Source organism: Flavobacteriales bacterium (assembly GCA_016699575.1).
Taxonomy (GTDB): Bacteria; Bacteroidota; Bacteroidia; order Flavobacteriales_F; family PHOS-HE28; genus PHOS-HE28.
The window spans coordinates 2862508-2886730 of record CP064979.1; the positions used below are offsets into that span (position 1 = coordinate 2862508).

The window sequence follows — 24223 nt, forward strand, 5'->3', positions numbered from 1 at the left end:
GGGCGATGTGAACGATCCGCTTCAACATTTTTCCGGAGGTGGTTTTCTTCTTCACCCACCGTTCACATTGGCCGCCTTACTCCGATATAGCGGTCGGAGGGGAGTTGTCCACTGCCCTCCGGTCTACCATGCACGCCCAAACCCTTTCGCCGTATTATCGTGGTCCGCAGCCCGCTCACGGTGGAAGTCTCAGCCACGGAAATCGCCTCACAGCCCACTTGGGTGGCGGGTCTTCACCGCAACGACCCGGCGACGCTTCGCGCGCTTTACGCCAAGCACTTCCCTGCCATCAAACAGTACGTGGTGCAGAACAGCGGCACCAGCAGCGATGCGCAGGACATGTTCCAAGAGGCCATGACAGTGCTATGGATGAGCGTGAAGGAGGGGCGACTGGTCCCGGCAGACGATCCCGGTGGCTTTCTCTATCGCGTGGCAAAGAACAAATGGCTGGACGTGGTCCGGTCAGCAGCGCACAAGCACATGAAAGTGGTGCATGACGACCGCGCGCTTGATCAGCGTACCGATGCACCGGACGACATCGAGGAACGCATTGTGCGCTTGCGTGGCGTGTACGACAAACTCGATGACAAGTGCCGTGCGGTGCTCGATCGATTCTACTTCGAGCGGAAGGACCTCGCCACCATCGCCGGTGAAATGGGGGTGGAGGAGGAGAGCATACGCACCATCAAATACCGCTGCATGATGAAGCTGCGTGCATTCCGCAGGGCCATCAGCGGCGAAGAGAGCGAAGCGATATGAACAACAGCGCACTGGATAGACCCACGTTCGAGGCCATCGAGGCGTACGTGCTGGATCGCATGAGCGCAGAGGAGCGCGGGGTGTTCGAACAACGCATGGCTACCGATGCGGGGCTGCGCGCGGAAGTGGAACTGGAACAGGAGAACATCCGCGCAGTGGAACTGGGCGGTGTTGAACGCATGCTGAAGTCGATCGCGACGGAAGAAGTAACACGCGACAAGAACATCGCGAAGGGCGCTTGGAAGCAGTACCTGAAATATGCTGCTGTCGTTGCTATCATCCTTTCCGGGTCGCTTTGGTTGTTGCGACCATCGGCGAACGAACGGCTCTTCGCTGAACACTTCGCCGCCGATCCCGGATTGCCCGTGACCATGAGCGCCACCCATGATCATGCCTTCCAAGATGCGATGGTTTCCTATAAGGAAGGCAAGTATTCCGAGGCGCGCAACAAGTGGGGGCCATTGCTACAAGCCGAACCCATCAACGATACGTTGCGCTATTACGTCGCGAGTGCTTCACTTGCGGATGGCGACGCCGCCGCCGCGGTGCCGCTGTTCGAGGGTCTTGCGGAAGAGCCGATTTCCGCGTTCAGCGACAAGTCGCGGTGGTTCCTCTTCCTGGCCTACGTGAAGACGGGTGAAGTTGCGAAGGCGAAAGCAATGTCGTTCGATGGTGATCCCGCGTACGCCGAACGCGTGCGCGCCATCAAAGCCGAACTGCACTAGCGATGCGTATCGCGTTGTCGTTGACCGGGCTGTTCGTTGCGATCGCGGCGATCGGGCAAGGTTCCGGCCTGTTGGCCGAACGACACCAGCGCATCAGCGCGCTGCACAAAGCGGAGGACCATCGGGGGACGGTCAAGGAGATCGAGCTTCAACTGAAGGAAGCCATCGGCACCCCTTGGCAGGATTCGATCTACCGGTACACCTACACATTGGGACGCGCCGTGTGGAAGTCGGAGAGTGCGGATGCGGGTGTGGCTGCTGCTGAGCGCGTGTTGGCCCTGGTGAAGGGCATGGACAAGAACGTGTTGCACCGGTTGGATGCCATGGACGACCTATCGCGTCTGCTCAATGACATGGGTCGCGTGTTGGACTGTGTGCGCGTGGATTCCACCACGCTGGCCATCGCTGACGCGCATGCATCGGTACCGCTGCTCCGCAGGGGTGAGGCACGCCAGGCCATCGCATACGACCTGGCCAGTTTGGGCGATCATGCCAACGCACTGAAGTATTACCTCGATGCACGATCCATCTACAAGCGGATCGGATCGGTGCCAGCGTTGAACATGAGCGAAGCATATAACGGCGCAGGTTCTTCGTGTTGGCACCTGGGACGGACGCGTGAGGCTGAGAGCTACTACCAGCAGGCATTGGCCTATCTGGACTCGTGCAACGACAAGCGGAAGCCCTTCCGCAAAGCCGGCATCCTGGGCAACATGGGTATTCTATGGCAGGATGCCGGAGACCTAGCGCGCAGCAAGGCGCATTACACGGCCAGCATCAGCGTGTGCGGGGCTGTGGCGGACACGGCTACGGATGTGGTTATGCGGACCGACGCGATCATGGCACGCACCCGGGGCTATGTCAACCTCGCCACCGTGTATTTCTCCCTGGGCGAGAATGACCGAACGCGCCAATTGTTGGAACTCGCTCTGAAAGACCGCCAGGAATTGCTGGAACCTGATGACCCTCGATTGCTAGGTGTGTACTACCGATTGGCGCAACTGGAAATGGAGGATGGCCGATCCAAGCAAGCCGAAGTGCATATGCGCCGGTACGCGGAAGCCTGCGAGAAGTATTACGGAGTGCGCAGTGAGGACCATTTACGGGCCCTTGCGCAGTTGGCGGAAGTGAATGTGGAACTCGGAGCGGATGCAGTGGCCGACTCGCTCTTCGATCGAAGTGTCGCGCTGCACAAGGCAATGGATGAAAGCGGAACCGATCCCGAACTGGCCATCGCCCTACGCCAGCGCGCAGCCTTCCGCCTGGATCAGCACCGGACGAACGAGGCGATCGCCGACCTGCAGGAAGCGCGATCCATCAGCGTGCGCGTTCATGGTGAGGCACATTACAGATCGGCGATGTACGACCTGCTGCTGGCCGAAGCATACCTCGATGCCGATGATCCGCGCGGCGCACATCGGTTCGCCACGCGAGCGTTGGCCACCGTGCAAGTTCGCGCTGACGCTGTCAACCTTTCACCGGTCCCACAGGCCTTCGCTCAGCCACACTTGTTGCCGGATGCGATCTATTACAAGGTGCTCGCTGAACGCACCATGGACAGCACGGTATCAAGCGGGCAGCAGGTGGAGCAGATGGACCTCGCCGTTATGGCCATGGCACGCAACAAGGCCTCGTACGACGATGAAGCCTCAAAACTGGGCTTCATCGGACAGCAGAATGCCGTGTTCGATCTTGCTGTGGATGTGGCGTACGATGATTGGCGCGAGCATGGCACCACGGCCAGATTGGATCATTTCCTCAACATAACCGAGGCCGATCGCTCCATTCTGTTGAAGAGCCGATTGAACGACTTCAGCGGCATCCGTTTCGCCGGTGTGCCCGATTCCATCATCACGCGCGAAGGCCAATTGATCGCCGCATTGGATATCGAGCCGGAAGAGCGTGCCGCTACCAAGGATCTGGACAAACGCGAAAAGGAGCTCGCCGATTTCCTCACACGCTTGAGCAAGGAGTATCCCGACTATTTCAACCTGCGCTATGGTGAACCGCACGTGAGCGTTGCCGACCTGCGCAAGCAATTGGTTTCACCGGAACAGAGCCTGTTGGCCTACGCCATCACTGCTGAGCACGTGTACATGCTGGTGGTGCGCGCGGATACGGCCGCGTTGGTGCAAGCACCGAATAAGGGCTTGGCCGAAGTGGTGAAGGCGCTGAACGCTGCAGTGACCTCGCGCGATGCTGCCGCTTACACCAGCACCGCTCATCAGCTTCATCAAGTCGCGTTCGCGCCGGTGGCCCACTTGCTCACCACCCAGCGCCTGCTCATCATCCCTGATGGCGCATTGCACACGGTGAACTTCGAAGCCCTGCTCGATGCGCCATGCACCGCGACAGACTTCCGTAACCATCTGCTTCTTCAGCGATATGCCATCGCCTACTTGCTCAGTGCGACCACGGCCGTGCAATTCGCCGACCTCACGCACGAACGCACGAAGGGCGTACTTGCCATTGCACCGGGCTTCACCGATGATCTGAAACAGGACTACTTGTCTCGCGTGCAGGACTCCACGTTGGTGGACCGCCAGTTCCTCGGTCTTGTGCGGCAGCCGTTCGCGATGAGCACCGCGGAAGGACTTGGAGGAAGTCTATCGGCGCGGGTGATGGTGGGCGGCGATGCCAGCGAGAAGGGATTCCGCTCTGCGGCGAATGAATATGGCATCCTCCATTTGGGAACGCACGCGGAGATGAACGCTGCTTCGCCCATGTATTCGCGACTGGTCCTGAGCAAGGATGGCCAGGGCGCCGATGCTGACGCGGATGGCTACCTGCACGCCTACGAGATCTACGAGCTGGACCTGCGCGCGCAATTGGCCGTGCTCACGGCATGCGAAACCGGTATCGGTAAGGATGTCGACGGCGAAGGCGTGCGCTCGCTGGGCTACAGTTTCGCCTATGCCGGCTGCCCGAGCTTGGTCATGTCGCTGTGGAGCATCGATGAGAAGGTGAGCTCCGAGATCATCACGCGGTTCTACAAGTACCTCGCCGATGGCATGCCCAAGCATGAAGCGTTGAGGCAGGCGAAGCTCGACCACCTGACCACCGCCAGCGACGAACTCGCACTGCCTTACTACTGGGCGGGCATGGTGCTGGTGGGCGATGTTTCCCCCGTGGAAGTCGGCGTTACCCGTTGGTGGTGGCTGTTCGGTGCAGGTGCCTTCATCCTTGGTGCGGTTGTGCTCTGGCGCCTGCGCCGACGTTGAGCGCTACTCCAGCACCACCGGCAGGTCCTTCGGGTGCTTCACGGTGTAGGCGAAGCCGAGCTTCTTGGTGGCCTTGGGCTCCACGCTGATGTTCCAGGTGAGCTGGCCGGTCTGCTCGTTCACCACCGCATCGCTGCTCTCGATGAGCTTCACTTCGATCTCGCTCTGAGGGCTCAGCGGGTGCTGGTCTCGCACTTCAACGTCGATGGCCGTGGCCTTGGTGTTGCGCACGCTGATGTCGAAGCCGACCGTGTTGGTGCGCTTGCCGCCGATGACGGCCTTGTCGTTGGTGCTCTTGCGGCGCACGCGCTCCACCACCACACCCTTGTCGCGGCCCAGCGAAACGTCCAGCGTGTCGGTGGTGGCCTGCACGTTCAGGTAGCTCTGGCCCACGTACGTGCCTTCGAAGAACACATTGGCGTTGCCGGGCAGCAGGTTCAGGTCTTCCCAGCCGGTGGTGCGCGCATAGAGGAAGGCGTCCTTGTCCAACTTGGGTGTCACATAGTGCTTGAAGGTGGCGGGCACGCTGTGCGTCTTCACGCTCACGGTGTGGGCCAAGCCGTCGGCCGGAACGCTGAAGGGTGCATCGATGGCGAACTCGATGGTGGTGGTGTTGTACACGACGGTGTTGGCGACTTCTGAAAGGGCATTCAGGTCCTCGCGGAACTCACCTTCCATGGTCGTTGTTGCGCCCGACCAGCCATTCGCCACCGGTGCTGGTGCCTTCAGATCATCCGCCGTGGCTTTGTACTTCCTGCCACGTGAGATGGTCTCCAGTACGTATGGTTGCTGGAGCACCCACGGCTGCAGCGCCAGCATGTTGCCGCCCAGCGTCGGGTTGCCGCTGCTGAGGGCCAAGTCCACCTTGGTCCAGTCCTCGCCGGTGCTGTTGATCACCTGTGCCTTCATCAGCAGCTCGATGGGCGCGCTGGTGCTTTTCGCGCGCAGGTCGTAAGCGGGTGTCCAACCGGCGTCGCGCACGAAGTAGCTCACGGTGAACGTGGCGGGGACTTCCGTGGTGTTCTCCACTTCCACCACGATCTCGCTGGTGGGGCGCGGGGCTTCACCCTGGTATTGCGCGAGCTGCGCCCGCAGCTTGTCCGCTTCCTCGCCGATGGCGCGCTTCTTTTCCTCCTGCGCCAACCACCCGAGCTTCATGGCCTTCATGCGCTCACGCACGTAATCGTTCACGGCTTGTAGTTGCGCCGCGGTGAGGCCGTTCTGCTGGCCGCCCACGCCGCTGTTCTTCAGCAGCAGTTGCTCCTCGTTCACCCACACCTGCTGCACGCCGTTCTCCACCGCCCAGTCGTGCTCCAATTGCTTGATCTTCGTTTGCAGGTCTTCGATCTCCTTCTTCTTCGGGCTTTCGGTGAGGTAGTTCACGCGGTGGTTCACGCTCAGGATGTTGAAGCCGCCCTTGGCATTCACCTGGATGCTCATCGGGTCGAGCTGTTCGCTGAGGCCGGTGAAGACCAGTGTGCTGTTACCGGCCTTCACCGTGGCCGATGCCGAGCGCGTGATCTGCGCACCGCTCAGGAACACTTTGGCGGCGCTCACCTTGCTGGTGACGGGCTGCTCGGCGGCAAGCAGGTGGAATGGTACGATGAACGTGAGCAGGTAGGCGGCTGTGCGCGTGCGGAACAACATGGCTTGGGAGCGTTGGTGGAGCAAAGAAAGCGGCACCGTTGTGGTGCCATCATCGCCCAGTACACGAATGATGCCGGAAGGTTCAACGCAGCACGGTCACATGCCCGCGCGCCTGGCGGCTCTCGCTGCTGAAGCGGGGCCGGAAGTTGAGCTGCCAGATGTACACGCCATCGGGCACGGCGGCTGCTCCGTCCCACTCCCACGCGCTGCTCTGTGCGTTGCTGGTGAAGATGCGCTCGCCCCAGCGGTTGAAGATCATGAGCTCCCACGCGTCGGCCGGGCAGGGCATTTGCGGCGCGAACCGGTCGTTGATGCCATCGCCGTCCGGGGTGATGGTGTTCGGCGCGAAGAGCGGGCAGGCGCATTCCACGTCATCGAAGGTCAAGGCCAACGTATCGCTGCTGGTGCACGGACCGAGCGTCACCCAAACAATGAAGGTGTCCGGACGCATGGCCAGGATGGTGGCCGATGTTTCGCCGGTGTTCCAGAGGTAGGTGGCGCCAGGCACTTCGGCCGAGACTTCCACACGGTAGCCCGGGCACAGCAAGCTGTCGTTGCCGATGTCGACTAGCGCTGGCAGGCCCACGGTGAGTTGCGTGGTGTCGCTGGCGGTGCAGCCTTGTGCGGTCACGTTCACCCAATATGTGCCTGCAACATCCACCACCAGGAACGATGCTGCGCTGCCATCGCTCCAGAGGTAGGTGGCACCGGGTGCTGTGGCATCCAGCACCACCAGCTCGCCTTCGCAGACGGCGGTGTCCGCAGGAAGGCTGACCAATGGCGGTGCAATGCTGCCGATGGTGATGGAGTCGCGTGCGATGCAGGTGCCATTGTCGGCCTCCACCCAAACAAGGGTGCCCGCATTGGTGAGGAGCGTTGCACCGGTGGTGCCATTGCTCCAGAGGAAGGTGCTGCCGGGTTCGTTCGGATCCAACAGCAGTTGATCGTACGAGCAGATGCTCGTGTCGTTGCCGAGGGTGGGCATGGGTGGTGCAACGAAGGTGATGTCCACGGTGTCGGTGAAGAGGCAGGTGCCGTTGTCCGCAGTGGCCCAATAGGTTCCCGTGGTTGAAACGGCGAGCGTGGCGTTGGTGCTGCCGTCGCTCCAGAGGTAGGTGCTGTTCGGTGTGGTGGCATGAAGCCCAAGCGTGTCGCCGGTGCAGAGCGTGGAGTCGTTGCCGAGGGCCAGCGGGAGCGAGGTGGCCACAGTGATGTTGATGGTGTCAGTGGCCGAGCATGTGCTGTCCGAGATGGTGACCCAGTACTGGCCCGTGGCGCTCGCGTTCAAGGTGGCGCCGGTGTTGCCATCGCTCCAGAGGTAGTTGACGTTGGGGGTGGTAGCATCGAGCTGCACGTTGGAGCCGGCGCAGATGGTGGTGTCGTTGCCAAGGTCAACCGTCAGGGCGCACACCACGGTGGGTATATCGATGAAGTTCCACGCCTCGAACGGTGCCAGGTTGCGCACCGTGAGGAAGCCCGCGGTGAACGGTGCCGTGAACGTGGCCGTGCGTTGGGTCCATACGTTGTCCACGGGTTGCGTGATGCTGATGCGCGTGCCGAAGGAGGCCGCCACGTCGCTCACGCCGATCTCCAGCGAATCGAGCGGGCGGAACTGGGTGTTGGCCTGTTCCAACCAACTGATGGTGTAAGTGCTGCCCGCGACGAAGGGCGGCGAGACCACGAAGTACACTTCGTCGCCCGGCGAACCGAAGACGGAGTTGGCAAGCGAAATGAAGAACTGCCCGCTCGGTGTGGGTGTGCCGTAGTTGCAACCGTTCTGCTGGATGTCCACCTCGTTGCCACCACCATAGGCCACTACATCGGGCATGAAGGCATTGAAACCTGGGTTGCCCAAGTTGTACTGGCAGGTGGCCGCAGTTGTGTTCTCACAGTCGCCGTTCACGATGGTTTGGGCCAAGGCAGCTTGGGCGGCGAACGCCAACGCGACAAGGGAGAGTGGCCGGAATACCATGGAAGAGGACCGCATCGACAGCTAGACGCATACGGCCTCCAAAGCGTGGCCCGCCTAGTGCTTCACGATGCTCAAGATGCGCACACCGACCGTCCCGGAAACACGCAGGAGGTAGGTGCCCGACGGAAGTCCTGCAGGCGCTAGCCAAACCAGTGCGCGGCTTTCCGGTACCGGATCTTCCGAGGAATGCAGCACCCGGCCCGCAGCGTCCATCAGATCGATCCGTACGCGTTCCCCGTTGGGGAGCCCGAGCAAGGTCAAGCGGTCGGTGAAGGGGTTGGGGAAGGCTGTTGCGCTGGTGGTTACGGGTGTGTTTTCGCCAAAGCCCACATGCACACAATACCCCGTCATCTGCGGCCAGTTCAGATCGAGCCATACGCTGCGCAGCGCGATCCAATCGCGCAGTTCCTGCAACTCACCTTCGTAGTCGGTGGGCAGGGGGCCGGGGTTCGGCCATACATAGGTGCCCAGGATGGGCCACAGCCTGAAGTTGTGCTGTTGTCCTTCATCGAGGTAGGTGCCCATGGAATCCACCCAGGCGATCAGACTGTCAGTGTGCAACGGGCCGGCGCGCAACGCATCCCAACGGCAGCGCAGGCTGTCGGTGAACGCGGGGTCTTCAAGCAGGCGCCACCACCAGAAGGGCACCATCTTGCCACCGGGACAATCATAGTTGATGTTGTAGGCCCAGCCCGTGAAGCTGGCGCCATAGCAGTAGTCCGCGTTGTGCCAAGCAAGGTCGAAGTCCCACAGCGGTCCCATCGTCAGTCGGCCGCCCTTGCTGACCTTGTCCTTGTGCAGGAAGGCGCTCAGGCGGTAGCCGTCCACGTTGCGCGAGAGCTCGTTCACGATGAGGTAGTCGATGAACGAACGCTGGTCGATGAACCGTGCGTAGCCCAGTTGCGGGTCCATGAAGGTGGGCGCATCCAATGCCGTCTCGAAGCTGTCGATGAACGCGCGGATGTAGTTCTCCTGCGCAGGCTCGGGAGCTTCCGGATAGTCGTGGATGAATTCGATGACCTCGTTGCCGGGCGCGTTCGGTGGCGGGAAGGGCGAGTTCCACCAGCTGGCATTGGCGCCTTGGAGCCAATCGATCTTCACGATGTAGCCGCCCGTGAGGCTGTCGCCCGATAGATCGTCGGCATCCAACCGCGCTATGTCCACCCGGTTGTCGTCGCGCTTGATCTTCTCCGTGAACACATACACGCCCATGTACTGTGTGTTCAGGAACAGCTCCACGTGCTGTGTGCGCGGTGCCCAATGACCTTGGGCGCGCCCCACATGGAAGGTGATTGCATTGTTCAACAAGCTCTTGTCCGAATAGTTGGCGCTCAGCACCCAATCGCTTTCGGCGGGCATGCCCAGCACGGCCACACTGGTGTCGTTGTCGTCCGCATCCCACAGCTCCACGCTGTAGCTCTTCTTGGGAAAGAAGGTGGAGCTGTTGCCGCGGATCTCGATGCCCATCCGCCCTTCGTAATCGGTGAAGGGATCGGTGAGCAGGTTGTAGTTGCCCGGGCCGTTGTTGATGATGCCCATGGTGCCCGCGATCTTCGGTTCGTTGGGGATGGGGCCGGTGGTGGTGAGCACCACGATGGGCAGGTTGCTGCCGTTGATGGAGTAGTACCCCGCCGGGTCGTTGCCAAAGGTGATGGACCAGTCCAGCAGGTCCCCCGCATCGGCGAAGGCGTAGGTGTCCAGGATGTACAGTTTCCAAATGCCGTTGGGGTTTTGGCCGTTGTTCACCGCGCCCATCTGCTGCATGGGCAGCCAGTCGCCCGTGTAGGGTTGCGTTCCGGTGAGGATGCTCGCGCTGGCATCGGCGCGGAAGCAGGTGTTGGTGTAGAAGTCCTGATCGCCGCCGTTGCCGCCCACCAACAGGGCCGAGGTGCCGTCCGGTGCGATCAGTGTGATGTCCAGATCAGCGATCCACGCGTGCTCCACATTGATGCACACCTGCTGAAGCCCGAAGGCCAGCGTATCGATGCTGTTGGGCAGGCCGCTCACGTTGAGCTCGAATTCGTACCACGTGCCGTCGTCGGGGATGGCCCCGCCCGTTGCAGTGAACGTTTGAGCTTGGGTGCTGAGCGCCAACGCGGCCGTTGCCAGGGCAAGGGATCGGGTCATGGGCGGCAAAGTACTTGCAAGCCGCAGCGGACGAAAGCCGATCTTCGCCCGTCTTCAAGCCCCTACCATGAAGCTCAAGAACTTCCTCGTCGCCCTCGCCACGCTCTTCGCACCTGCGCTCTTTGCCCAAGGTGGCGGCGAGCAGACCACACCCGCCGAGTTCGGTAAAAGCCCGGACCAGGCGCAGTACACCATCCTGGACGTGCGCACCGACAAGGAGTGGGCGGCAGGGCACTTGCGCAACGCGGTGCACATCGATTGGTACGCCGCGGATTTCGCCGCGCAAGTGGCCAAGTTGCCCAAGGACAAGCCCGTGCTGGTCTATTGCGAAGCGGGCGGCCGCAGCGCCAAGGCCCAGCGCAAGATGACCGAGCTCGGCTTCAAGCGCGTGGTGAACCTCAACGGCGGTTTCAAGACCTGGAAGGCGCAGGGCAACGCCGTGGTGCAGTGATCAGCTGAGGGCAGCCTCTTCCTTCTTCCAATAACGCGCGTCGGCCCAGAAGGTGCCGAAGGGCACCAGCGCGGCCGCGAAGGCGATGCCCACCTGCTTCAGCGACCAGCCCGCGCTCATGCGCATGCGCGCAATGGCCACCATGAAGAGGATGAACAGGATGCCGTGCACCCAGCCGGGGTACTTGACGGCCGTGGGTATGCCCATGCCGTATTTGATGGGCATGGCCACGCAGAACAGCACCACGTTGCTGATGCCTTCCAACAAACCGGTGGTGCGCAGGAAACGAAGAGGGGTCATAGGTGCAAAGGAACGCGGAAGGGCGGTGGGGATGTCACGGGAGTGTGATCCGCGCTAATGCGGGGAGGAGGGGCCATGCGTGCAGAGGTGACACGAATGGTGATGCTCAGTTACAGCAAATTGATCTCTCGCAGCTCTTTCAAAGGGGTGCTGGAATTGTTGTGATAGCTCACCATGGTCAGCACGGTATGATACCAGTGCTCAATAGAAGGCTTGCCTTCTGTTCCCATGTAGGGATGCTGAATCACCGTTGCCTTTGGAAGCCCTATCTGGGTTTCGGAACCCCGCCTTTCAGTTCGAACTCGCTTCTTGCCGACGCCTTCATGTCCGTGTTCCACCAACCACTCAAGCGAAACGCGAATTCAAGAACGACCATGGAGCCGTTCGCTGGCAGGTCTTCCGCAGGTCGATGCGTGGCACCCGAGAGGCCCAGGTTCTCAGCTTTGTAGGCATTGGCCACTTCACCATGGACAGTGCGCACGCCGATCAACAGACGCATAGCAGCGATCTGAACGCCTATGTCGAATTGTGTCACGGGTCGAGTCCAGTTCTCCTTGCTTGACGTGACATAATTCGTAGTGCCGTACGATCGGTTGATCCGCACCGGCCCCTCCATCCCGACTCCACCCAATGCCCCGAAAAAGAAGTCTCCCTTCAGCATGGTGAACCCGAGCAGTACTTCGCCGAACTGCGAATTCGTACGGAGTCGATCATAACCGAATTTCACGGCAATGGTGTCCTCATAGTTCTTTTCTGAATCTTGCAGTGCCCCTTGGAGTTTCAGGTGTGGTTGGAACAAGCCATCGGGAAATAAAAAGAAGGAGATGCCACCGGTAGGCCGCACATGGAACTCGGCATTCTGCCCCAACCCGATAAACGGCGCAATCGTGAATGTTTGCTGTATCATCTGCCGCTCCAATCGCAGCATATAACGGCTTTGGGCAGCGTGGCGCCGCTCAGCCTCTTCTAGCCTTGCTAGTTCGGCGGCCTCGGCCTCGGCAACCAATCTGGCTCTATGCTCGCGTTCCTCACAAGTGTTGCGCAGGGTCTGCGTATCGCGCAGATCGAATTCTATGCACGGGCGGCCTGATGTTCCATTGTTCCCTTCGTTGTTGCCAAGTATCAATTCCCGAACTTGCACAATTGGTATGATCCGGATGCTCAAGCGTTCCTCAGCGGGTGCCCATTTCTCCAAAGTGATGCCGATCAGAGTACCATACTGGTCATAAACCGGAGCGCTGCTTGGCCCCTGTGTTGCCGGATCCGGTTTTGCCTCGTGGTATTCCAATGAACGTCCTGCGAAGGTCAGGACCCGATTCATTTTGGGCTCAAAGACGGGTTCGTGTGGTGGCCGTTCATCCATTGCAACAGCAAGCTGGGTGCCTTCACCAGGCAGGATGGTGCTAAGGCGATGGGAAGCGGCTGCAGCATTGTAGTAGGAGCATCGATACAACCCCAAAATGTAGTTGCCATCGATATTGATAGGTCGAACAAGGCGGGCGGAGATCACCTCCCCATTTGAGGTGCGCACCTTCGTCTCAGCGAGCAAAGGCACGTCAACATCCTCAGCCTTGGTGATGATGCGGACAATGTGCAGGGTCCCATTGTCGGTGCCAACAATGGTGCCGACTTGAGCATCCATGAATTCCACGACGGCTAGTTCCGCCGGGACTTCTTGTCCGAGGCAAACGGAGGCGGAGAAAATGCCCACCAGAACGGCCCAAAGCCACCTCGTCAATTTCATTTCCCGACTGGCATGACGATACTGTTCAAACGGTCCATAACGTAACCTATTGCCAAACACTCAAGTTCTGAACTGCCGCCCAGCAACATGCCCACAATACCTTCTCTGGACAGGATCATGGACCCTGAATCGCCTTGGGCGGTTCCAGGAATGGCAGCCCAGAAATACGGTGTAGAACTGGATCGGTACAGCATGCGGCCATCAAAGCCGGTCGGTAGGGTCTTGTGTTCGCGCCGAGCCGATATGAGCCAAAGTCGCACGTCAAGGGGTGCATCGCGAAAGACCAGCGGCAGGGGCGTATCATGACCTGGCCGTCGCACTTTGACAAACGCGAGGTCCTTTGCGTCAAGATGCAAAACGCGGTATGCAAGCGCTTCTTCTACGCCGTGAAACCGAACCTCGCCCTGTGGCGGCGTCGCCCGTGAATTCGTGTCCTGAACAACATGGCGGGCCGTTGCAATGATCAACGAATCACCCTCCCGTGCCATAACATAACCGCAGCCCACTTCCATTCCCCCACCAAGCGCTGGGCGGTCGATTCGGACACAATTACCCCGATGAGCACGCTCATGTTCTGGCGGGATCTGCGACCGCACCTGCGTTGTGCTCAACACTAAAAGGAAAAGGGCCCTTGTCCTCATGCGCGGCGTTGCCTCAGAGCGAAATAACCACCAATTGAGACAAGCGCGGAAACAAGTATTGAGAGACCGTAGGTGAGCAGGTCGGGTGGAATACGCCCCAACCAAGCTGTCAGAATGCGGCTGCGCTGGTCGAGCTGACCGGGTTTCATGCCGCGCCTACCGGCCAAGATTGCACCAGCTTCACCGGTGTGGGTAACGCGGAGGCCGGCACTATCGATCTTCAAACACAGAAGTGCAACATCGGTGGAGCGAGTGACCAGCGTGTCGTGTTGCGCAAGATGCAGCGGTTCATCGCGGGTGCTTGCCGTGGATAAGCTCGCTTCCAGCACAGAGGACCGTACCGGCTCATCCGGGTCCGTCCTATATGCAGTGATGTATAGAACGGAATCCACTGGCAAGCATGGCAGTTCTAGTTGCAGCCGCGTCATCTGCAAGGTGTGGCGCTGGCCCGAAGCTGCCACTAGTTCAACACCGTGAGGGAAACGCAACAATGTATCCGATTCAACCCCGATTGTTCCCTTTTCCCGGAGGATATGGATACGCAGTTCCTCTCTATGTTCCGCAGGCGGTTCCATCACCAATGCCCAAGCATTGCCGCGGTCCTGCAATCGTACAATAGTACCCGCAGGTATTGAGATATCGCTCAACTGGACCGGACCCTCGTCCAATGCAAGCAGGTCCAATTCACCGCGCAGCGGGAACGGTGTACCCCTCGTGTGCGACCACGAGGTGTCAGCGAAGATCAACTGCGCCTCACGCATCCACGCCCCTTCGTCGTGCTGGATATTTACAGTGGCTGTGGTGCGGAACAGCACTGCGCTGAACCTCCCTGAAACCTGGAACGGAGTGCGCTCTTCACGACGGATCGAGAAGACGACGACAACAACGATCGCAACCGCCAATATGAAGAGCCCCAAACGCATCACATGCTCCTGAAGCAGTTCGCCATGGACCCTATCAAGGCGCAACAGACGATCGTGCGACTGTTGCTGGAAAGCTTCGGCCTGTGCATTCTTGGGTTCGGCCTGGACCGAACGTCCAAGAGCCAAGGTCAAGCGTCGCCGCTCTTCGGCCAGGGCCAGCCGCCTCCACTTTTGCATGCCGAGTGCGCGCCACCACTTGCGGAAACGATAGAACGGCCCGGCTGCAATGCCCATGGTAACAACCTAGCTCTCCGGGAGCACGATCGTGAAGGCCCTATCGAGTTGCGGGCCTCCGTCTATCGCAATGCTCTTGAGTTGGACCAACACCCTTCGCTCTTTTGAACTACTTGATCCAAGAGCCGCTACAGGAATACCCATCATCACTTCGTTGTCCGCCTTCAGTAAGGCCGTCAACGACGTTGAGTACAGGAGCTCTTGCGTTGCCGCGTCGTAGACATCCAGCGCTAGGTCACGAAGAACAATACGTGGAAGGAATTTGACGAACAAGCTATCTGCTGCACCCACAGCACCCTTGCGCAGGTTGGAGCTTACAGTGGCCGGCACGAACACATCGCGCGTGCCTGACTCCAGCAACACGATGCCAAGAAGGTCGTTCCTTACCTTTCCCTCCAACAGCACATCTTTCACCGGAACAAATTTGGTTTGACCGGTTGCCATTTCCATGTCGAGCCGGTAATAGCCACCACTTACTCTTGCCCGACCTATGCAATCCAATCGAAATGGTGCCACCATCACCGGAGCACTTATCGTGATCACCTCTTCGGCCAATGAATAGTAGGAAGGTCTGCCGCGTGTAACGGAAACGACTTCGCCATCAAGGGCTGCCATGTCCAACTTCGTGAAACCCTCACATCGCTTCTCCTTAGCACTGGCCCCACGTGAGCGGTACATCAGTGCCCCACGGTCACCCTCAAAGGATCTGCACTGGCCGCTGGTCTCAAGGATAATTAGACTCTGGAGGGCGACAAAGAAAGGTACTCTCAGGGGTAGCATTCCGCTCGGGATATTGGGTACAATGTAGTGGAGCGCGTCGATCTGATAGCGTGCAGGATTCACGTACTGATCGCATTACAATCCCATGCATGTCCGTGCACGACTGGTCGATACATTCTCATGCGCAAGATGACGTGCATCCAAATAAGCCGTTCGAGCGCCTTGCGCAAGATCACTTTCATGTTCAAGGTCGTGAGGAGGACCAGCATTCGCATGGGCATCCCATTCTCAGCGAAAACTTGTTCAGATCATCTCCGAAGTTGAGGTCGTGTCCGAACTCCGTTTCTGCTTCCATGGTCCAGGGGCTTCCGTATATCCGGCAAAGAGAATGCTCCCCCGCATCTCCTCGCATGTCGCACTCGTCCTGCGGATCGCACTGCGGCTGACGCTCGCCTGTGGCGATCGTCCATCGGTCGTGGGCCTGTGGCCCCAAGTACTGCGCAGGCATGCCTCGTAGGTCTCTCAAACATAGGGATCGTCCTCCGCCCAACTTATCCCTGCCATGCTTTGCTTTGTTAGTACCACCCCCACAACCGATCCGCATGGCGAACACACAGGAAGAAACCCCCGTGGCCATTGTGGATGACCACTACCTGGTGCGCGAGGGCTTTGTGCGCATGGTGGACCGCATGCCGGGCTACCGCGTGGCCTTTACGGCCGATGATGGTGTGGACTACATAGCCAAGTGCAAGGTGCACGGCGCGCCTCCGCTGGTGCTGGTGGACCTGAGCATGCCCATCATGGACGGCTTCCAACTGGTGGCCTGGGTGCGCGAGCACCAGCCCGGCACCCGCGCCCTGGTGCTGAGCCTCTACATAGAGGACGACAAGGTGCGCCGCGCCATGCAGGCCGGTGCCTGTGCCTACATCTCCAAGTGCGGCAAACCCGATGAGATCCGCGAAGCCCTGGACCATGTGCGCCTGTCCGGCTTCCACATGAACGAGCTGGTGCACCAGCGCATGCTGGTGCGCCCCGGCGCCGGCAAGTCGGGCGCACAACCCGAGGTGCCCAAGCTCACCGGCCAGGAGCTGGCCGTGCTGAGCCTGATGGCCGGGCCCGAGGAACTCACCGTGGACCAGATAGCGGAGCGCTTGCACATCAGCCGCTACACCGTGGCCGACCACCGCAAGGAGATCTACCGCAAGCTGGATGTGGGCACCGCTGCCATGGCCGTGCTGAAGGCGCGCGAGCTCGGGTTGATCTGAGCACCGAGTAGTATGGTATAGCCCTCGGGTACGCGCGTGCCGCGCCACGATACGACCGTGCCGCGCCTCGACACGACTGTGCCACGCCGCAATACGACCGTGCCACACCGCAACACGGGTGTGCCACGCCGCGACACGACTGTGCCGTGGCGCCATACGACTGTGCCACGCCGCAATACGACCGTGCCACGCCCCGACACGACTGTGCCGCGCCGCAATACGACTGTGCCACGCTACGACACGACTGTGCCACACCCCCGCACCCGCTCGCGCAATGTCATTAAGTTAAGGAGTGCCTTGTGCTGTGATCAACGCGGTTGAAAAGTCGCGGTGTCGAGGGATCAACGGTGATCGGCGGGGAGGCTCTTTGGCCCATGGCACCAAGAGCGAAGCGCAAGACCAACCGTGGGATCCTCGTAACAGTGAGAAGATGTTTGGCCAGCGACGCATTGAGGGAGACCTTCAGGCGCTCGCCCAAAGACTTCACACGCCAACGCAAGATGCCCTTCAAGAAGGTGGTGCTCTTCATGCTGAGCCTCTCGCGGCGCAGCCTGCAGCTGGAACTCACGGGCTTCGTGCGCGCCTTCGCCGACGGGGTGCGCAACGTATCGGGCAGTGCCTTCAACCAGAGCAGAAGGAAGGTGGAGCCCGGGGTGTTCAAGGAACTCATGCGAGTGATGAACCAAGAGTTCTACACCGACAACGACGAGCGTGTGAAGCGCTGGCAAGGCTTTCGGCTCCTGGCCACCGACGGGTCCATCATCAACCTGCCGCATACCAAGGAACTGGGCGAGCACTACGGCGGCGCGAGCAACCAGCACGGCAACCGCACGGTGCAGGCGCGTTGCTCGGTGCTCTACGATGTGCTCAACAACATGGTGCTCCATGGCACGCTATCGCCCTGGGCGGTGGGCGAACGTGAACTGGCCTTGCAGCACTTGCACATGTGCCAAGAGGGCGACCTGATGATCTACGACCGCGGCTATCCCAGCTATGCGCTCATGTCGGCGGTGCTGGAGCGCGGAGCGCATTTCCTGATCCGTTGCACCCACAAGTTCAACCAGCAGGTGATCGACTTCGTGGCCGGTGGCCTGCACTCGCACACCGTGCCCATGGGCGCTGGCAAGAACACCCAGCACGGTCGTGGTCCGCAGAGCAATGATCGCATCAACGTACGCATGGTGAAGGTGTTGCTGGACAATGGCGAACTGGAAGTGCTGCTCACATCCTTGACCGATGAACAGCGCTATGCGACGGCCGTCTTCAAAGAGTTGTACGCCAAGCGCTGGGGCGTGGAGCGCTTCTACAACACCATCAAGAACATCGCCCGTGTGGAGCACTTCACCGGACACACCGATGTGGTCATCCAGCAGGATTTCCATGCAGCGCTTTTCATGTGCAACCTGCACGCCCTGCTCCTCGACGAGGCGCAGGACCAGTTGCCCGCCGAGCACCCCGCGCGCAAGCTCTCCTACAAGATCAACAACAACGTGTCCTTCGGCTACATGAAGCAGGAGGTGATGCGCATCATGGCCCAAGAGGACGATGAGCAGACCATGCGCGACCTGTCCGAGCTGTTCCTCTCCACCACCGTGCCCATCCGCCCAGGCCGCACTTTCCCACGCGATCGCGACAAGTACCGCACACGCGACAAGCCCGTCTATCTCACCAACTCCAAACCGGCCCTGTGAGAACCCTTAACTTAATGACATTGCCCGCTCGCGTGCGCGCCGCCGCTCGCTTGTAGCGAGTGGCCTTCTGTCTAGGGCGTTGCGCCCGTCTCAAGTCCACCTGCGCGAGCCCTCACCCCGTCTCCGTCTCAATAATGTACCTCGGCCGTCCCTTCACCTCCTTGTAGATCTTGCCCACGTACTCGCCGATGATGCCCAGGCTGATCATGTTCACGGCGGAGAAGAACAGCACGATGAAGGTGGTGCTGAACCAGCCTTGCAGCGTGCGCCCGGTGAGCAGGGCCCACAGCGAGAGCACCGCCAGCCCAAGGGCCACTAGGGCCATGACCACACCGGCGTAGAACACCAGCTTCAGCGGCGCGGTGCTGAACGAGGTGATGCCCTGCCACGCCAGGCTCATCAGTTTGCGGTAGCCGTACTTCGATTCGCCCGCGTGCCGCTCCTTGCGCACGTAGCTGATCTGCTCGCTGGGGTAGCCGATGAGCGTGAAGATGCCGCGCAGGTAGAGGTTGGCCTCGCCGAAGCGTTCCAGGTCGGCGATCACGCGGGCATCGGCACTGCGGAAGTCGGCATGGCCCCGCACGGCGCGCTTGTTCATCGCTTTGATCAGCCGGTAGTACACGGCGGCCGCCAGCTGCTTGCCGGGACTGTCCACCTTGCGGTCCAATCGCACGCCGTACACCACGCGCTTGCCGTTGTGGTGGGCGTGCACCATCCGCGATATCACGCTAACGTCGTCCTGCAGGTCGGCGTCCATGCTGATGAGCACATCGGCGTGCGGCCGCATGGTGAAGAGGCCCGCGATGAGCGCGTTCTGGTGCCCGAAGTTGGCGCTGAGCTTCAAGCCCCTGATGCGGGCGTTGGCCTTCGCCAGTGCTTCAATCTCGCTCCAGGTGCCGTCACGACTTCCGTCGTCCACGCAGCAGATGAAGCTGTCCGGCGTGGCGTGGCTGCTGGCGGCAAGGCTGTCCAGCTCAGCCAGCAGCACGCTGGTGGTGTGCCCCAGCACGCCCTCCTCGTTGTAGCAGGGCACCACGATCGCGACTTTCAGGGGCTTCATACCGGTGCTCATCGGTGGCGGCCAAGGTAGGCGGGGCCGTTGAGCACCCGCCCCTGCACAAAACACGAACCCCGGCTCTCACCGGGGTTCGCTCATGTCAAGGGTTCTGGGCTACTCCATCACCTGCAACGAATCGAACTTCACGCTTGCGCGCAGTTCGTTGCGCACTACCATGCGGCCGTTGCCCATCAGAAAGGCGATTTCCAGATTTCCCGAGCCACATCGGCAAGGGCTTTCTGTCGCTTGGATATCTGCTCCTCGGACCAGACGTCGTAGCGGTCGGCGATGGCTCGGGTGATCGCCAAGCCACTCCCTGCATACACAGGACGTTTTTCAGCGTAGGTTTTGTTCCCAGCCTCGTTGTTCTTGTTCTTTTCAAGCAAGGTCAGGTTTCCTAGTCTATAAGCACTCCGCTCCACCATTGTGTCGTCAATGCCCCAATCCTCATGAGGGGATTCGGGCAGAATGTGCTCGATCGTTAAACCTTCACCGAACGGATCGATGGCGGAACCGTGTTTCCGACGCTCAATCGATGCGAGCAAGTAGCGGACGATGTTGTTGTTCCTGGAGGTGTCCTTGAACTCGGCCGCAGCGAACGATGCCGCAAAGCTCTCGTCATCGGGGAACACCTCCCTCAGCCAAGCCGGATCGAACCGCTTCTCCTTGTGTATTCTCAAGGCGACCGCATTGTACACACGGTCCTGCTCATTCGGATTCAATCCTCCAATGACGTTATACCGCAGTGATATCACACTACAGGCACGGAGTGCGCGGAGAAAGTCAGGGGCCCCCAGGCTCTCATAAGCTGACAGCAGAAGAGGCAGGGGTTGTTTCACTTGGAACAACCGAAGTTCACTGAGATGATCGGCAACCTCAGGTCGGCCCTTCCAGAGCTCATCTTCAGGGGACCTGAGCGCCATGAAGATGTCCGCCGTGCGCTGGAGGTCACGCAGCAACTGGAAAGCTTCCCCCTTGTTCGTTACCTCCTTTCTGATGACTTTGTACAGTTCGCTCTTACGGACATTACCTCTTCGACTGTTCCAATATGTGCGCAGGAATTCTTCGAAGCGCTCACCGCCCAAGACGCTCATGACGGCGCTCCAGAGCTTTTCCATCTCCTGGAGTTCAGTCGGATGACGTTCGTCGCTGTCAACAACCGAAAAGAGATAGTTCTTCAAGAGGTCCGCTGAGGACAACTGTACGCCACGTGCATTGAGCGTTTCGAAAACCTTGAAGGCGTTCATGTCGTCGCCAACGCGGATCACGGTGAAGACAAGCTTGTCGACCATGGTGTCCACGAAGCTTGCGAGCCCCTCCCCGGTTGTGAACGATTTCCGCAGCCGCTCATAGAACCATTGAAAGCACCCTCGCATCAACTTCTCTGACGCATTCGTTCCCCTGACTCTCGGTGGGGCTAGGGGAACGAGGTACGTTTTGAAGTAGTCATCGTTGTTGCGATTGAGCCTCAACTTGTTCGTGGACACGAGCGTTACCGGATCGAGATACCCGATGTAAGATCCGCGCAACGATTCTTGTCGCCGTTGATTCTTATCGCCGTCCGTTCCACTGTCCACAAGGTCTTGTAGGCACTTCAGAACGGCAAGAATGACAATGCTCAGAGTGGTCAACCGCTGCTGCCCATCAATGACTTGGTGCAGCTTGTTGTTCGTTGTCTGCAACACCAAATACCCCATATAGTGCCCGTCGTCGTGACCGCTCAGCAGACCTTGGATGTCCTGCCACAGATCATCCCATTGCTCAACAGACCAGGAGTAATCCCGCTGGAATTTGGGGATCTCGTAGGTGAGACCGTTGCCAAGAAGCTGTCTGTAGGTGGCGCTTGTGGTGTCCTGAATGCCGATCATCTGGTGCCGTCTCGGTCCGCGAAGATACCGGCCACTGCCGGGCGCCTAGTGCCAAAACACGAACCCCGGCTTTCACCGGGGTTCGATCAAGTCAAGGGTTCAGGGTTATTCCATCACCTGCAGTGAATCGAACTTCACGCCCACGCGCAGTTCGTTGCGCACCACCAGGCGGCCGTTCACCGGGCGCAGGAAGTAGAGGGCGTCCACTTCGCTCACCGGCTCGGGCGCGGCGGTGATGGCCATGAAGCCGAGGTCGCGGCTCATGCGCAGCACGGCGCCGCGGTTGGTGGCATCGAGGCTGTGCACCTCGTCCAGGAAGAAGGGCACGCGGCTCAGCGGCGTGTGCTCCTTGGGGTCTTCCTTCAGCATGCTGCGCAGCACCAGCAGGTTGAACAGCACCTTGATGGTGATGGCGGTACCGTGTGATTCCACCTGCAGATTGTCGTAGCTGTGCACGCGGCCGTTGTTCACCGCAACCGTGAAGCGCAGGGTGAAGAGGTCGCCGTAGTTGAGCGTGATGCGCTCGCTGAGCTTATTGCGGAAGCTCTGGTACGCGGCGTCCAACTTCTTGCTGTCGTCGAAGAGGCCGGTATGGTCGGTTTCGGCCAATTCCTTCAGCGGCTCCACCAGATCGCTCTGGTCGATCACTTCCATGCGCAGGCTCTCGAGGTTCGAGACGCTCACATTGCTGAAGCGGCGGTTGAGGGCTTCTGCGGCGCCACGGATGTCGTTGAGGCCGTTGAGGACGTTGGCGAAGTTGGCGCGCAGCAGGTGCAGGTAGTTGTCCCAGTCCTTGCGCAGGGCCTCCTCGAACGTGGGCAGACCGTCGATCTGCTCGCGCATCAGGCGAACCGTCTCCATCTCGTTCGCGCCGATGATGTCGCCCTTCAGCACGTTCTCGATCTTGCTGCGGAGCTGGTCCATCTCGCGGCTCATGTCCTTGTGCTCGATGGTGAGCTTCTGGTAGAGCGCAATGGCATCCTCCGGGTCGTTCGGCACGCTCACCAGCTCGCGGCCCTTGGCTTCCAGGTCGGGCGGTGGTGTGCAGCCTTCCAATAGGCGCAACAGGCGGTTGAAGCGCTCGTCCTCCTTGTTCAAGGCGGTGCGCTGTTCGAAGAGCTTCACACTGATCTCGTCGAGCTTCTCGCGGATCTCCTTGCGCTGGCCCTCGGCGTCGCCCTTCTCCTTGCTGATCTCGTTGTGGCGCTTCTTCAGGCGCGGCTCCTCACGACGGTCGTGCTGGTAGCGCTCCCACCGGCCCAGCTGCTCTACGTGTGCATCGCACTCGGCCTGCACCTTGGCGCGGTCCTTCGCGATCACTTCGCGGTTCTCGATGGCGTCCATCAGCTTGCGCAGACGGTCCTGTTCGGCTTGCAGATCGGCCAGCGCCTTTTTCATCGCCTTCACGTCCACCAGCTCCTTCCACGCGTTGCTGTTGTCCGGCAGCGGCAAGCTCACGAGCGCATCGCTGTACTTGTCGTCCTTGATGTTCTCGGCAACGCTCTTCAGCAGCGCTTCCACCTGCTTGCGCTTCTTCAGCTCCACACCGCCCTTCTCCACGGGCAGCTTCAGGATGTCCACGTTGAAGAGGCGCGAGAGGCCGTGCACCTCTTCATCGCTCAGCGACTCGCGCAGCTCGGTAATGAGGGCTTTGTCGAAGTTGGCGATGGCGCGCTCGGTGTTGGCCACGCGACCGGTCACCTCGGCGAGGGCACGGGCGGTGCGCTGCCGGTCGGCTTCTTCGGCGTTGCCCAACTGGCGGTTCAAGCCGTGCAGGCGCTCCTTGGCATTGCTCAGGGCCTCGCGCTCCAGGTTCTCCACGAAGTTCTCGAGGCCCTTGCCCAGCTCGGCGATGCGCTGCAGGTCGCCCTCGGCGCGGCCCTTGAAGCCGGCCAGTTCAGCGATCTTCTCGTCGAGGTCCTTGAGGATCTCGGCCGTGCTGATCTTCTCCTTCTCCAGCGCTTCCTGCTTGGCCACGATGGCCTCCTTCACATGCTTGTTGTGGTCGTGCGCTTTGCGGCGCTTCTCCATCAGGTCGCTGTACACGGTGGCCAGGCGCGCTTCCACGTTGAAGCGCACATCGCTCATGCCGATGTACTTCTCCAGCCGCTCGCGCTCGGTCTTCAGCGTGTTCAGCTTCACGCGGCGGTCGCGGATGCGCTCGAATTCCTCGGTCATGAGGCGATTGGCCTCCAGCGCGGGTTTGTTCGGCGGCAGGTTGGCCAGCATCATCAGGCTGCGCTTCATCTCGTGCTGGTCGATGCTGCGCAGGCTGAGCAGGTTCTTCAGCACTTCCTTGAAGTGGCTGTAGCGCTCGGTCTCGGTGAGGTGCACGATGCCCAGGCCGTTGCTCTCGCCCTTGGTTGCCACCAGCAGTGCTTCGCGCAGCAGCTGGGGTTCGCGCAGTTCGCGGTAGTTGCGCTCGGCGAGGGTGGTGAGCACGTCCTTCGGGTCGCGCACGCGGTCGTCGTCCGTGAGGAAGTCGCCCATCACGTAGCCGCCGTCGTAGGTAAAGCGCACGGGATCGCCGCCGCTGCTCTTGCTCACCCCACGCCAGCCGATGGTGTAGGTGCCCTTCGGCCCGGTGCACTCGAACAGCAGGTAGCTGTAGTGGTCGGGGAAGTAGTACTGGCGTGTCGCCTCCTGGTCGTGGTCGCCGAACGACATCTGGTTCCTGTTGTCGAGGTACAGGAACTGCAGCGTGTTGATCAACGTCGTCTTACCGGCGTTGTTCGGGCCAACGAGCTGGATGGAGTTGCTCAGGTCCACCTCCGCGTAGTCGTAGCTACCGGAGCGGATGGCGATGAGTTTGGTCGGTCCTAGTTGCATGTGATCAAAGGGTGGTCATACCGCAAAGAGCGCAAAGGGCGCGAAGAAT

The 24223-nt window shown here is 60.3% G+C and carries 17 protein-coding genes; 6 read left to right on the forward strand and 11 right to left on the reverse strand.

Annotated features, from left to right (window positions below; translation table 11 throughout):
* The first annotated feature begins 159 nt into the window (after positions 1-159).
* From IPJ76_11875 to IPJ76_11885, 3 genes are read left to right on the forward strand one after another with little or no spacing between them, the layout of a single operon-like run.
* Positions 160-759, forward strand: coding sequence for a sigma-70 family RNA polymerase sigma factor (locus IPJ76_11875; GenBank protein QQR85310.1), 600 nt, complete (start codon positions 160-162; stop codon positions 757-759).
* Entirely contained in the window at positions 756-1484 is a 729-nt protein-coding gene (locus IPJ76_11880) for a hypothetical protein (protein QQR85311.1), read from the forward strand. Before IPJ76_11875 ends, IPJ76_11880 begins: the two co-directional genes overlap by 4 nt.
* Before the next feature lie 2 nt (positions 1485-1486).
* Positions 1487-4705: a CHAT domain-containing protein gene (locus IPJ76_11885; GenBank protein QQR85312.1), complete on the forward strand. Its 3219-nt coding sequence runs from the start codon at positions 1487-1489 to the stop codon at positions 4703-4705.
* Positions 4706-4708: 3 nt separating this feature from the next.
* On the opposite strand, the gene IPJ76_11890 is transcribed toward IPJ76_11885, so the two are convergent.
* The 3 genes from IPJ76_11890 to IPJ76_11900 all read right to left on the reverse strand — a co-directional run bounded on the left by IPJ76_11890 (position 4709) and on the right by IPJ76_11900 (position 10451).
* Positions 4709-6352 carry a DUF4139 domain-containing protein gene (locus IPJ76_11890; GenBank protein ID QQR85313.1) on the reverse strand — a complete coding sequence of 548 codons (1644 nt, stop codon included), beginning with the start codon at positions 6350-6352 and terminating at the stop codon, positions 4709-4711.
* Positions 6353-6434: 82 nt separating this feature from the next.
* A complete protein-coding gene (locus IPJ76_11895; protein ID QQR85314.1) occupies positions 6435-8324 on the reverse strand; it encodes a gliding motility-associated C-terminal domain-containing protein in 1890 nt (629 codons plus the stop codon).
* A gap of 54 nt (positions 8325-8378) precedes the next feature.
* A complete protein-coding gene (locus tag IPJ76_11900) occupies positions 8379-10451 on the reverse strand; it encodes a CotH kinase family protein (GenBank protein ID QQR85315.1) in 2073 nt (690 codons plus the stop codon).
* A gap of 67 nt (positions 10452-10518) precedes the next feature.
* On the opposite strand from IPJ76_11900, the gene IPJ76_11905 reads away from it, so the two are divergent.
* Positions 10519-10902 carry a rhodanese-like domain-containing protein gene (locus tag IPJ76_11905; protein ID QQR85316.1) on the forward strand — a complete coding sequence of 128 codons (384 nt, stop codon included), beginning with the start codon at positions 10519-10521 and terminating at the stop codon, positions 10900-10902.
* On the opposite strand, the gene IPJ76_11910 is transcribed toward IPJ76_11905, so the two are convergent.
* From IPJ76_11910 to IPJ76_11930, 5 genes are all read right to left on the reverse strand, one after another.
* On the reverse strand, positions 10903-11202 hold the full coding sequence (locus tag IPJ76_11910; protein ID QQR85317.1) for a DUF3817 domain-containing protein: 300 nt from the start codon (positions 11200-11202) through the stop codon (positions 10903-10905). It abuts the gene before it with no gap.
* A gap of 265 nt (positions 11203-11467) precedes the next feature.
* Positions 11468-12946, reverse strand: coding sequence for a hypothetical protein (locus IPJ76_11915; protein ID QQR85318.1), 1479 nt, complete (start codon positions 12944-12946; stop codon positions 11468-11470).
* On the reverse strand, positions 12943-13458 hold the full coding sequence (locus IPJ76_11920) for a trypsin-like peptidase domain-containing protein (GenBank protein ID QQR85319.1): 516 nt from the start codon (positions 13456-13458) through the stop codon (positions 12943-12945). Before IPJ76_11920 ends, IPJ76_11915 begins: the two co-directional genes overlap by 4 nt.
* 125 nt (positions 13459-13583) lie before the next feature.
* Complete coding sequence (locus IPJ76_11925) at positions 13584-14744, reverse strand: hypothetical protein (protein ID QQR85320.1); 1161 nt, start codon at positions 14742-14744, stop codon at positions 13584-13586.
* Positions 14745-14753: 9 nt separating this feature from the next.
* On the reverse strand, positions 14754-15359 hold the full coding sequence (locus tag IPJ76_11930; GenBank protein QQR85321.1) for a hypothetical protein: 606 nt from the start codon (positions 15357-15359) through the stop codon (positions 14754-14756).
* Positions 15360-16066: 707 nt separating this feature from the next.
* Between IPJ76_11930 and IPJ76_11935 the strand changes: the two genes are divergently transcribed.
* Both IPJ76_11935 and IPJ76_11940 read left to right on the forward strand, forming a co-directional pair.
* On the forward strand, positions 16067-16729 hold the full coding sequence (locus IPJ76_11935) for a response regulator transcription factor (protein ID QQR85322.1): 663 nt from the start codon (positions 16067-16069) through the stop codon (positions 16727-16729).
* A 374-nt stretch (positions 16730-17103) separates the two neighbouring features.
* Entirely contained in the window at positions 17104-18420 is a 1317-nt protein-coding gene (locus tag IPJ76_11940; protein QQR85323.1) for an IS4 family transposase, read from the forward strand.
* A gap of 112 nt (positions 18421-18532) precedes the next feature.
* On the opposite strand, the gene IPJ76_11945 is transcribed toward IPJ76_11940, so the two are convergent.
* From IPJ76_11945 to IPJ76_11955, 3 genes are all read right to left on the reverse strand, one after another.
* Positions 18533-19480, reverse strand: coding sequence for a glycosyltransferase family 2 protein (locus IPJ76_11945; protein QQR88452.1), 948 nt, complete (start codon positions 19478-19480; stop codon positions 18533-18535).
* A 188-nt stretch (positions 19481-19668) separates the two neighbouring features.
* Positions 19669-21345 carry a DUF262 domain-containing protein gene (locus IPJ76_11950; protein ID QQR85324.1) on the reverse strand — a complete coding sequence of 559 codons (1677 nt, stop codon included), beginning with the start codon at positions 21343-21345 and terminating at the stop codon, positions 19669-19671.
* Between the two features lie 105 nt (positions 21346-21450).
* Complete coding sequence (locus tag IPJ76_11955) at positions 21451-24174, reverse strand: hypothetical protein (protein QQR85325.1); 2724 nt, start codon at positions 24172-24174, stop codon at positions 21451-21453.
* Positions 24175-24223 lie beyond the last annotated feature (49 nt).